This is a genomic window from Enterobacter cloacae complex sp. ECL414 (genome assembly GCF_021869685.1).
GTDB lineage: Bacteria > Pseudomonadota > Gammaproteobacteria > Enterobacterales > Enterobacteriaceae > Enterobacter > Enterobacter kobei.
The window spans coordinates 3361281-3373046 of sequence record NZ_CP091481.1; the positions used below are offsets into that span (position 1 = coordinate 3361281).

8 protein-coding genes are annotated in these 11766 nt (G+C 56.0%); all 8 read right to left on the minus strand.

Annotated elements, in window-relative coordinates:
- Positions 1 to 3: 3 nt before the first annotated feature.
- Positions 4 to 2382: a type VI secretion system Vgr family protein gene (locus L3068_RS16105; RefSeq protein WP_117580768.1), complete on the minus strand. Its 2379-nt coding sequence runs from the start codon at positions 2380 to 2382 to the stop codon at positions 4 to 6.
- On the minus strand, positions 2379 to 5033 hold the full coding sequence (gene tssH, locus L3068_RS16110) for a type VI secretion system ATPase TssH (RefSeq protein WP_236904877.1): 2655 nt from the start codon (positions 5031 to 5033) through the stop codon (positions 2379 to 2381). Before tssH ends, L3068_RS16105 begins: the two co-directional genes overlap by 4 nt.
- A 168-nt stretch (positions 5034 to 5201) precedes the next feature.
- Positions 5202 to 5693, minus strand: coding sequence for a type VI secretion system effector Hcp (hcp, locus tag L3068_RS16115; RefSeq protein WP_014884709.1), 492 nt, complete (start codon positions 5691 to 5693; stop codon positions 5202 to 5204).
- A 4-nt stretch (positions 5694 to 5697) separates the two neighbouring features.
- The gene (locus tag L3068_RS16120; RefSeq protein ID WP_117580766.1) at positions 5698 to 7404 is read right to left on the minus strand and encodes an OmpA family protein; all 1707 of its coding nucleotides are present in this window, start codon (positions 7402 to 7404) and stop codon (positions 5698 to 5700) included.
- Positions 7401 to 8090, minus strand: coding sequence for a type VI secretion system protein TssL, short form (gene tssL, locus L3068_RS16125; protein WP_117580764.1), 690 nt, complete (start codon positions 8088 to 8090; stop codon positions 7401 to 7403). Before tssL ends, L3068_RS16120 begins: the two co-directional genes overlap by 4 nt.
- Positions 8087 to 9430: a type VI secretion system baseplate subunit TssK gene (tssK, locus tag L3068_RS16130; protein WP_176260833.1), complete on the minus strand. Its 1344-nt coding sequence runs from the start codon at positions 9428 to 9430 to the stop codon at positions 8087 to 8089. Before tssK ends, tssL begins: the two co-directional genes overlap by 4 nt.
- Before the next feature lie 13 nt (positions 9431 to 9443).
- Positions 9444 to 10988 (minus strand): type VI secretion system contractile sheath large subunit, encoded by a 1545-nt coding sequence (tssC, locus tag L3068_RS16135; RefSeq protein ID WP_014884713.1) that lies wholly within the window; start codon positions 10986 to 10988, stop codon positions 9444 to 9446.
- Between the two features lie 32 nt (positions 10989 to 11020).
- On the minus strand, positions 11021 to 11518 hold the full coding sequence (tssB, locus tag L3068_RS16140) for a type VI secretion system contractile sheath small subunit (protein WP_117580760.1): 498 nt from the start codon (positions 11516 to 11518) through the stop codon (positions 11021 to 11023).
- Positions 11519 to 11766: the final 248 nt, after the last annotated feature.

An 11766-nucleotide genomic window follows, 5' to 3' on the forward strand; every position in this document is an offset into this window, starting at 1 on the left:
TGATTAACCCTCCCTTGGCACAAATCCTTTAGCCATCTCCTGAGCCCTTTTCAGACAGTCCTTGCAGACCGAGGAGGGAAGTTCCGGCAACGGAAAATCTTCGCTCTGCGGCCCCAGCATCTTGTGTTGACCTTTCAGGCTCAACTGCCCTGGCCCGTGAATATGAATCTCTCCCTGCGGCGTCAGCCGTATATACGCTCCGCCACATCCAATGGTGATACCGTTTTTCGCCGTCAGCTGCAGGTGCCCCTGCGTGGACTGCACGGTAATGTCTTTCAGCGACGTCAGTGACAAGGTGTCAGCGTGAGACTCCAGCGTCATCGGGCCCTTCGCAGAAACCAGCCGAATCCCCTCCTGCCGGGCCAGCACTGAAATTGCTTTTTCGGCATTGACGGAATGACGCTGCGCTGAAGCAATATTGACCTCGCCCAGGCTCTGCAGGTAAAGCCCTTTTCCACTGTGTAACAGCGTGGTTTCAGGCGTAACTGCTGCGATGCCGTCAGGCGCAGACATCAATATGGCAGCCTCTTTCAGATTGTCTGCTCCACAGACGAACGCTCTCAGGGAATCTGCATCAGGCGAGAAGTTGTGATGCGTCTGCGTGATGCTTCCCCACTCCGTGACCTGATTCAGCGCCCCTTTTAGCAGGCTGACCGCAGGCTGCATCTCCAGCACCTGCCCCTGCGCTTTCGCCTGACCGTCCGCCGAGATAAAAATCCCTTTCTGCGCCCGGATGGCGCCCCAGCTGTCCGTCCGGAGCTCAAAACCCTCCCCGCGCGGTTGTTTTTCAGCATCCACTAAATGCCCGAGATTCAGCTGGCTCTTGCCGCCGTACTCCGTGCTGACCTTGATGTGCTCTTTCCCGCGCTCGTCATCGAGGCGGATTTTGTTGTTCGCCGGGGTGCGCAGCACGTTACGCTTATAGTTGCGGATGGTGACGTGGTCCCCGTGCGCCGAGTCGTGCAGCACGCCGGTAATGTACGGGCGGTCCGGGTTACCATCCTCAAAACCAATCGCCACTTCGGTACCCGCCAGCAGCGGCAGATGCAGGCCGTAGGTGTCCCCGGCATACGGGCGGGACTGGCGCACCCACAGGCTCTCGAACCCGGTCTCCCAGCTGTCACGGTCAAACAGCATGTTCACGCGATAGCGGCCGTCCTTATCAATATGGCCGTAGGTGTCATTTTCGGTGGTGCTGCTGACGCGGGCCGGCAGGGTGCCCGCCATCACCGGACGCGTGCCCGGCTCCGGGCGGAAGCTGAAATCTGCACTGTCCGGAATACCGTCAAAATGAATGCAAAAATCTTCATCCCGCCGCGCATGGCTGCGCATCGCCGTGATAACCACACCGCGGGCAAACACCTCTTCCACTTCATACCCGCCGGTGACCTTCAGCACCTGGCCGGGAGAGAGTGCCGGGCTGCTGGTGATGCCCCGGGCCTGCGTCTGACCATTCAGGTAGCGCTCATGCCGGATTCGGGCATAAAACGCCCCGGACTCGGGTGCCGGATGACGCTCATACGCGATGCCCGGCGTCAGATAATTGTCGGCATAGTGGTACGCTTCCCCGTAAGTGGTCGTATCCCCGCGGGTCACATCCACCTGCGCGTTCATGTCCTGCGTGGCCTGCCGGTAGTTGTAATCCCGGGTGCTGACCTGCTTCTGCACCACGCTGTGATGGCTCTCCATCCCCCACACTGCATCCACGCCCTGCGAGTGCTGCCCTGAAGGCGGGACCGATGGCAGGGTCAGGCCTTTATCATACCCCTGCTGACCGTCGTAAAACTCCACCACGTCAATGTTAAGGCGCGTGTCGGTGGTGAAGCGGAACCAGATACCCACCTCACCCAGCAGGCGGGTGATGAAGTGCAGGTCGTTCTCGCCGTACTGCATCACCTGCTCGCGGCGCGGATACTCCCTGGTCAGCGAGAACAGAAAATCCTGGCCGCGCATGCCGTGACGCTCGCGCAGGATTTTTTCCACAATTTGCGGTACCGACATGTCCTGGTAAATCGCGTTCTGGTGCGAACGGTCCAGCAGCGCCAGGCGTGGCCGCAGCGTCAGGGCGTAATGCGTTTCATCCCTGGACGTGCCGAGCCGCTCAAAACCGGTCACCACGCCCTGAATCACCCGCAGCGGCTGCTGTATTTTGATGCCGTAACCCTGGTCAACCGGGGCCTGCAGCGTCAGCGAGCCGGGCTTCATCAGCATCATCTCTTTACTGATGCCGTGGTCGCGGCTGGTGAATTCAATGCGGTAGCGGAACGGCCTGCTCAGGGCTTCGTCGCCGTCAAACGCCAGCACGTCGGGTTCGGCCTCACAGCCTTTCACCGCCAGAAGGTGATGGTTGTGGCTGTATCTGATCGGTGGAGTGTTGCTCATACGCAGTCTCCCTGTAGCCAGTCAAACGCCAGGCCGATCCCCTCCTCTTCGCTCCAGCTGAGGCAAAGCGACTTTGGCTTTTGTTTGGCGGCCATGTGAGAGAGCAACTGCTGACTCAGCACCGGCAAAATCTGTTGATTCAGCAGACTGTCGACGTTGCGCGCGCCCGTATCCGGCAGCAGGCAGGCTGCCGTCAGCGCGTCGTAAAGGCTCTCATCGATATGTGTGGTCAGACCATAGTGACGGTCTAAAGGCCTGCTCACCTGCGACAGCTTCATTTCAACAATGGTGCGCATAGCTATCTCGTTGAGCGGTCGGTAAATCACGGTCTGGAAGCGGGCCAGGAGTGCCGGCTGGAAGTGGTCGCGTAATATCGGGCGCAGCAATTCGTGCAGGTCGCCTCCGGTGGCGTCAGGCTGTTCTTCCAGCAACTGCATCAGGTGGTCACTGCCGAGGTTGGAGGTCATCAGAATAACGGTATTGCGGAAGTCGATTTCACGACCTTCCCCATCACGCATAAAGCCGCGATCGAAGACCTGATAGAACACATTCATGACATCGCGGTGGGCTTTTTCCACTTCATCCAGTAGCACCACGCTATATGGTCGTTTTCGCACGGCTTCAGTCAGAATACCGCCCTGGCCGTACCCGACATAGCCCGGAGGCGAGCCTTTCAGCTGCGAAACCGTATGTGGCTCCTGGTATTCTGAGAGGTTAATCGTGATGAGTGACTTCTCGCCGCCATACATGACATCGGCTAGCGCAAGCGCGGTTTCAGTTTTCCCGACGCCACTCGGCCCCACCAGCAGGAATACGCCCTGCGGGCCGTTCTCGGACGTGAGGCCCGTTTTTGCCGCGCGCAGACGCTGAGCGACGGCCTTAAGCGCCGTATCCTGCCCGACCACGCGCTTCCCTATTTCATTTTCCAGCGTCAGCAGTTCGGTTTGCTCGTCTTTCATCAACGATGACAACGGCACACCTGTCCAGTCGGCTATCACGTTGGCTACGGTGCGTACATCCACATCCAGGGAGAGCAGCGGGTTACCGTGCTGCATCTCGTTAAGTTCCTGATGCAGCTGGTGAGTCTCGCTCTGGCGCGAGATATCCTGACGGCTTTCGAGCAATTGAGCGGTCAGCTTCAGTTCCTGACCGTACTGGCTTTCGAGTTCATCGAGCGCCACAATCAGGTTTACCTCTTCCTGCTCTATCGCGCTCAGACGTCCAGCATGACTCTGATTGCCAATCGCGATATCTTCCAGCAGCGCCTGCTTCTCCATGTCGAGTGCGGTGATAGATGCGCGATAACGAATAAGCTGCTCCGGAACCGTGTCGATGCTCATGCGTACGCGGGCGGCAGCGGTATCCAACAGATCCACCGCTTTATCAGGAAGTTGACGTCCCGTCAGATAACGGCGCGACAGGGTAACTGCGGCACGAACCGCATCGTCGGTAATGTGCACATGGTGATGTTCGGCGTAGCGGGATTTCAGGCCCCGCAGCATCAGGCAGGCAGTGTCGTCATCCGGCTCATCGACTTTTACCATCTGGAAGCGGCGTTCCAGGGCTGCATCGCGCTCAAAGTATTGTTTGTATTCAGACCAGGTGGTGGCCGCAATTGTCCGCAGTTCACCACGCGCCAGCGCGGGCTTCAGCAGGTTGGCTGCATCCGCGCCACCGGCCTGGTTGCCAGCACCGATGATGGTATGCGCTTCGTCGATAAACAGCAGAACGGGTACCGGGGACTGCTGTACTGCATCAATGACGTTTTTCAGACGCTGTTCAAACTCCCCCTTCACACCCGCGCCCGCCTGCAGCAGGCCGAGGTCAAGCGTACGTAGCACCACAGTTTTAAGCGATTCCGGCACATTGCCTTCGGCGATTCTGAGCGCCAGGCCTTCAACCAATGCGGTTTTGCCCACGCCCGGCTCGCCAACCAGGATCGGGTTGTTTTTGCGTCGACGGGAGAGAATGTCCACCATCTGACGAATTTCGGTGTCACGACCAAACACCGGATCGATTTTGCCTTCTTTCGCCTTCGCAGTAACATCAAGGGTGAATTTATCCAGCGCATTCTGCAACGCAGGGTTGAGTTCTCCCTCTTTTACTTCTGCACCCACAGGGCGCCCGACGAACTCGACTTCTCCACCATGGCTTTGCGCCAGTTCCGCTTCCTGCTGCACTTCCGGACGTTCATCTGACTGCGCATCAAGCAACGGTCGAAGACGCTCAAGCTGACTCTGGCCCAGGGTCAGCAAAGGCCACAGACCGTTGCAGCGCACCAGGTTTTGTTTCTCAACCAGTGCCATCAGTAAATGCACGCTGCGGATATGTTCTTCACTCGCCAGTGAGGCTATCAGCCAGGCTTGCTGCATCAGAGACTGGATGTTTTCTGAAAGCTGCGGCCGGTGGCGTACCGAGCGCGGCTGTTTATCCAGCCAGCCCAGTAAATCCTGCCAGATGCCGTCCATATCCCATTCGTAGCGGCGAGCCAGCACCGTCAGGTCACCTTCCCCCTGCTCCAGCAGCTTCAGCAGCCAGTGCTCCGGCAGAATTTCTGCATGCGCGCGAGTCTGGCAGAGCGAAGCTGCACCTTCCATTGCCCGCGCGCAGTATGGATTAAGACGTCGAAGGAGGATTGCCGGGTTTTCCATGTTGGTTTTACTCACTGTTGTGGACCTTTCGGACACGCTACCGCCCCTGGCCGTTACCGAGGCCCATAAGGTCTGTTTCCGGGATGTGATGTTTTCTTTGCTCAGCGCCCGCAGCGGCAGACGTTCAGCAAAGAGAAAAGCGGACAGGAAAACCTGCCCGCTTGCGACTTACGCAGTAGCGCGTTCGTTCCAGGAGTCGGAATGAATGATGTTGCCGTCTTTGTAGGTCCAGGTGATTTTTTCGTAACGCAGTTCAACGCGCTCAAGGTGGTTGTGCTTCTCTTTAGAAGGATCCTTAACGTCATACATTTCAGGATTCACCTTCACCACCTTCACGTTTTCCAGTTTGGTGTTGAAATACTCCACTTCCTGGCCCGCGTCGTTGATTTTGTACCACTTGAATTCCGCAGACTTCAGGGTCTGACCCGTGGTCACAGCCTTATAAAGATATGGGCTGGAGGAATCGATTTCTTTGGTGAACAGGAATGGCGTGTGGATACGCGTCCCGGTCAGCTTGCCGGTATTGTTATCGGTCGGGATGTACAGGTTGTGTTCCTGAGCCACCACTTCGATGCTGCCTTCACGATCCTGTACGTCTACAGACCCTTTAATGTCCGCGCCGCCATCGTCTTTCAGCCAAAGATAAACAGGAATTGCCATGGAATTACTCTCCATTTAATTGTGATGCGCCATCATCCTGCGATGGCGCCGGGTGTTTGCCGGGTAGCTGACAGGCGTTCGCCTGCGGCACCAGACTGATTTCGACACGACGGTTGAGCGCACGCCCTTCCGGGGTGTCGTTGGTTGCAACAGGACGGCTCTCGCCATAGCCCTGCACAGCAAAACAGCTTTCAGGTACGTCGCCGGTGTCTCGCATCCAGTTGCGCACTGCCTCGGCACGTTTCAGCGAGAGCATCTGGTTCAGTTGCGGATTTCCGGTGTTATCAGTGTGGCCAGATACGACAATCAGCCAGCCCGGCTTCGCTTTGATGCCCACCAGAGAATTCACCAGCATTTTGGTGGAACCCGCTTTGAGCACGAATTTTCCGGAGTCGAACAACGACATGCTGTCGAGACGCACAATTTTCGGTACCGGTTTGGGTTTCGGCTGTGGTTTAGGAGGCGATGGCACATACGAGCGGATCGCTTCCAGCACCGGCATCCAGAGACGTTCGCCCTGATAAAGCCCCAGGCCCAGCCGGGCCGGTACGCCGTTACGCGCCAGATCATCCAGCAGCACAGCATCCGCACGCAGGATCGCAACCGCGCTGGCTTTCTGGTCATAGTTATCCATAGAGATGCTGTCGTAACGGGCAATATCGAAGCTCACGCGATGCAGTAGCTGGCGATTGTTCCAGCCGCTACTCAGCAGCGCGGCGATCGCCGCCAGGGTGAAAAGACTCAGGACGCAGCGCCAGGTGCGGGCTTGCGATGTGAGCCCGCTCCCTTCCGGTAGCAGCGGCAGGATAAAATCCGGGAACGGGGAAATAATCGTACTGTCCGTTCCCACTGGCTGCCAGCCCGTCACCCGCTGCATCGCAGTGTGACGAGAAAGCCATGCCGTCCAGACCGATGTGGCCAGACTGCCGGCCAGGATCGGTCCCATACCCCACAGCACCGCAACAGGTGCAATGACAGGAACATCGGGGTTTTCATCCATAAAGACAGCTTTGACGTGCTTATGGAACCAGCCCATCAGGCTGTTCATGAGTACTTGCTGTTGCATAGCAGGCGAACCACCCGTGGTGACCCACGCAGCGATTGAGCTCGGCGCTGAAGACTCACGCCAGACCCTCATCCCCTCTCCGGCGATAGCCGCCTGCCAGAGCACGTCATTCGTCATTGCGCTGCCAACCTGGCCATTCAGAACCAGCGGCACAGAATGACCCGTTTCCTTACGCAGCTGGCTGATTTGCCAGCGCAGGGCCAGCAGGCGGCTGGTAAGGCGCTCGCTGTCGGCGTGTTTCTGTGGACAGACACTGACCATCACCGACAGCTGACGCCCCCAGTCAGGTCGCAGCCACAGCACCTGCCGGGCAACCTGCTCAAGATCCTGATGATCTTCAACGCGGATCCAGCACCCTTGTGTGACGGTGAGCACCGGAGATGACTGCGGCCAGGTCAGAGGCAGATCGCCACAAACCAACACCACGGGTTGACGGTAAGTGGCTTCAGGAAGGTCATCCAGATGTAAGGTGACGTCAGGTTCAGCACGACGGCTGGCGATATACCAGTACGCGATGATAAGGCCGATCATCGCCAGCATAACGAGCACCGAAACCAGTCGGGATACCGGCAGAAAACCCAGGCAGACCACAGCACTCAGCAGGGCAGCCCACAGCGCAATCCCGCGCTGTTGTGCAGGACTCATTTTACGACTCCCGGCAACAAGGACTGCAGCAGTTGATCGAGCCAATGATCCAGCCCCCACCAGAGCGCAGCAAGAACCACCACGCTAAGGCCAATACGCATGGACCATGATTCAAGCCAACCTCCCATTCCCCGACCAACACGGCTCTCTGCCAGCACAGGATGCGTCTGCGGATAGCTAAACGGCGCCACCCGTTCATTCAGGGCTGTGACGAGCTTCTGACGTTCCGGATCGTTTAGCGAGCGGAAGTTCCCCAGAAAACCCAGCATCATGACTCGCTGGAAGCAGGTCAGCACGGCGCAGTCTGGTGCTGGCTCACGCAGCACATCGCGCATCTTGTCGCACAGGGTGTCACCCGCATCCATCGTGCCAAGAAAATGCCCCTGCAGCGGTATGTCATACCACTGCACACAGGCATCGTCCTCCACACCACGACCTTTGACCGCCTCATCAAGCAATGCACATTGAGCGGAGAGGATATGCTGACAACTGGTCTCATCCAGCTCACTGGCTTTCAGTTCACGCTGAACGCGCTCCACATCCGCGATACAGCGCTCCCACAGAGCCCGCCCTTCTCCTTCCAGAAACTGCGGACCATGGCGAAGGCTGATAACCTGAAGCCAGGTATCCTGCAGCAAAACATCAATATCCACTGACACAGCAGTGCCATGTTTACGTTCATTCATGTTCGCAGTACCGCAAAGAGTTCAAGTTCAGGCTCGCCAAGCATGCCCGGGACGTAAAACATGCATGTTCCGCTCTGGAGCATTTCTGTCGCCAGAGGATGGGAAAGATCGAGACTGAAATACTGGTTTTCCAGGCGCAATGGAATGGCGGCTGGCACATGGCGCAGTGGGGTTAACGGTACGCCCACACGTGAAGAGTTGACGATCCCCCGCACATGGTCAGGACTGCCCACCTTACACTGGCGCGGAAACTGTTCCTGCAGTTGGGCAACCGGTATCGGTGAACGCACGGAAAGGTAGTAATCGGCCCCTTCACGCAGACGTGGGTCATGCAGACGCGCCTGCCAGAAGTGCAGCCGTGGGTCATAGTCGAGTGACAGGGCCACCACGCGGGACGGCAGGCTGGCTTCAAGCAGGTCGCCAAGCAAATCAAACAGCGGTGGAAATACCGCATTGAGTTGCTCGTGCTGCCAGACAGGTATGGCGCTCACCTGATGCTCCAGAGAGAAGGTCAGCAGACTCCCGGCCAGGCGAGAAAGTTCCGGATACAGACGTTCCGGCGGGCTTTGCAGGTTACGCTGGAACTGACCAAGCACGGGCTCGGCACTGTTCAGCGCGTTGAGCAGCCAGAACAGAGATACATCCGCCACGGCGAAATCAGCCATGCGCTCATTGCTTTCACGACGCATTGCCATCAGACGGCAGAGGCGAACTCGCAGCTGGGTCAACAGCTGTTCCAGTTGAGTCACCAGCCAGCGGCTGCCCTGGATAGTCAACAGAGGAGGGAGAAACGTCTCATCTAATTGCCATGAACCCTGTGAATCTTGCTGCAGTCGGGCGACAGGGCAAGTCAGATAATCGCTGTTATTCTGATGATCAAAACGCAGCGTCAGCTCCGGCTGCATCACCGCAATCTGACGGGTATCCTCACCAAAGGCATTGCGAACATCCCGCCAGCTCTGGCGATATCGCACCGGACGCTCAGCGACTTCATCAGGCTTTAAACAGTTGCCGCCGTTCGCGCGCAGCAGCGGAAGCGCCAGCACCACCGTCACCTCCTGCGATTCACTCTCAAGCGACAGCACCGGCGGCAGAGGATCAGCATTGTCGGTATCAATCAGCGTGCCGTCCTGGAAACGGACGTGCAGATGCCGGGCCTGAATACGCCCTAGTTTGAGAGATTCCGGTTCAAAGGTGGCATCAATGACCCCCCACGGGCACGAAAGACCCAGTCGGGCAATACATTCCGCAGACCAGGCCGCATACGCGACCTGTTGCTGAAAATGCTGGGGAGAGACCAGAATGCCCCTGCCCCATAACGGTTGTTCCGTTTTCATCAGCTTCCTGCCTGTTTTACGATTTCGCCTTCGGCATCTGGGAAACCAGTGACAGGTTGACGTCCATGCCTTCGACCTGGAAGTGAGGGATCGCGTACAGCTTCACGCGGAAGAAGCCCGGGTTGTCTTCAATATCTTCGACAACCACTTTCGCATCACGCAGCGGGTGAGACGCCTGCAGTTCATCGCCCGGATCGGTCATTTCAGTGACCAGACTGCGAACCCAGGTATTCAGCTCCAGTTCAAGCAGACGGCGATCCTTCGTGGTACCGATGTTTTCGCGCTGAATCAGCTTCAGGTAATGGGCGATACGCGACAGCAGGAAGATATACGGCAGACGCGCGTTGATGCGGCTGTTAGCCGTTGCATCTGCGGTGTCATACAGCGCCGGTTTCTGGCTTGAGTTAGCCGAGAAGAAGCAGGCATAGTCGCGGTTTTTGTAGTAGGACAAAGGAATGAAGCCCAGATTCGCAAACTCAAATTCGCGGGTTTCGGGGATCATGACCTCACTCGGGATTTTTACCTGATTGCCGGTACCGAGATCGTAAAGATGGATAGGCAGGTCCTGAACCGCACCACCGGCCTGCGGACCACGAATCTGTACGCACCAGCCATTATTGATAAAGCTACGCACCATGTTGGAAGCAAAGGCAAAGGAGGCATTCGTCCACAGGTATTTGTCGTGATCCGGACCTTTGACCTCTTCGACATAATTGAAGCTGCGAACGGGAACGGTATCTGGCCCGTACGGTAAACGTCCCAGTACGCGCGGCATGACCAGGCCGATATAGCGAGCGTCGTCGGTATCGCGGAACGATTTCCACTTGATGTACTCTGCGCGGTCAAAATAGTTACCAATATCTTTTATCGCAGCGACGTCTTCCATGGACTCTTTAAGGAAGAATTTTGGACCTGCTGAGCCGATAAACGGCATGTGCGCAGCAGCGGAGACTTTAGAGATGTTGCGCAGCAGCGCGACATCCTGCGCTGAAGCATCGAACTCGTATGCGGAAATCAGTGCCGCAATTGGCTCGCCGCCTGGGGTATCATATTCATCAATATAGGTGTGTTTATACAGGCCACTCTGGATGATTTCCGGGCTGTCTTCGAAGTCCTGACGCAGGTCTTCTTTAGACATACTCAGCAACTCAATTTTCACGTTCTGGCGAAAATCTGTTTTATCAATCAGCGACTTCACTCCGCGCCACAGACCTTCAACTGCCTGAAACTCCTCATGGTGCATTACCGCGTCCAGCTGACGGCTGATCTGGTAATCGAGTTCAGCAATGTGGTGATCAATCAGGCTTTTATCCAGTTTTTCGACTTTCGCACCGGCTTTGGTCAGACATTCCAGGAAGACCTGCATACCTGCCGTCAGACGTTCATCAGCGGTCGCATCCGACATCGCCTGCGCGTCCTGCCAGATATCCAGGGCGCTCAATTCAGAGACGGGACTTAAGTTGATTTTCTCAAACAGGGAGGCGTAAACCCCACCCGCAGCAGGACGTTCCAGCACCATGCTTTCACCGCCAGCAATATTATTTTGTACAGACATGAGCATTCCTTGATTAATCCGTTAAAACATCGTGATGGTTAAGCTTTTTTGGGTGCCAGTGCGGATAATTCATTGCGCAATTCAGCGCTAAGCGACTGGTCAAGAACGATTTTTTCCAGCTCTTTTCGGAAAGTCTGGTTATCCAACAGGTTGGCCTTAAGATCGCGGAGTAAGTTGCGCATCGCCAGCATCGCCTTCAGCTGTGGTATCTGGGCAGCCACCTGCTCTGGCGTGAAATCTTTCATGCTCTGGAAAGTCAGCTCAATATTGTCCTCACCACCATCATCTGACAGTGTGTTTTTGACGCTCAGATTAACTTTTGGGGAATATTCGGAAAGAACACTGTCGAAATTATTTTTGGTGATATTAACTTTTTCACGCTCAGATATTGGCGCAGCATCCTGACCATTACTGAAATAACCGGCAACAAGCAGTTTTAAGGGTAATTCCATTTTCTTGCTTGCTCCGCCAGTATGCAGGTCAAGCTTCAGGTTAATACGTGCCTTAGGCACTTCATTCTGAAAACTGTCAGACATTTGATCATCCCTCTTTGTTTTGCGATGCAAACTTCACGGTATCGTTCTTGATGCGCAATATTAGAACAATGATCGACCTCAAATCAAATACACAGATCATTTATCCGCAATTAGAAAATTCTTAAGAATTTTCCTCTAAGATATTATTGCAACTTATCAGACCAACCCAGAAAAAGAAGCTACTCTTTTTCTGTAAAACAAATATTTGTATCGTAAAAGGGATTGCAGCCAGTCAGATGCTAAAAAAA

What these genes read in the sequence shown, in the direction of transcription:
- tssB (WP_117580760.1), bottom strand. Translation starts at nt 11,518, where the DNA reads ATGTCTGACAGTTTTCAGAATGAAGTGCCTAAGGCACGTATTAACCTG.
- tssC (WP_014884713.1), bottom strand. Translation starts at nt 10,988, where the DNA reads ATGCTCATGTCTGTACAAAATAATATTGCTGGCGGTGAAAGCATGGTG.
- tssL (WP_117580764.1), bottom strand. Translation starts at nt 8,090, where the DNA reads ATGAATGAACGTAAACATGGCACTGCTGTGTCAGTGGATATTGATGTT.
- L3068_RS16120 (WP_117580766.1), bottom strand. Translation starts at nt 7,404, where the DNA reads ATGAGTCCTGCACAACAGCGCGGGATTGCGCTGTGGGCTGCCCTGCTG.
- hcp (WP_014884709.1), bottom strand. Translation starts at nt 5,693, where the DNA reads ATGGCAATTCCTGTTTATCTTTGGCTGAAAGACGATGGCGGCGCGGAC.
- tssH (WP_236904877.1), bottom strand. Translation starts at nt 5,033, where the DNA reads ATGGAAAACCCGGCAATCCTCCTTCGACGTCTTAATCCATACTGCGCG.
- L3068_RS16105 (WP_117580768.1), bottom strand. Translation starts at nt 2,382, where the DNA reads ATGAGCAACACTCCACCGATCAGATACAGCCACAACCATCACCTTCTG.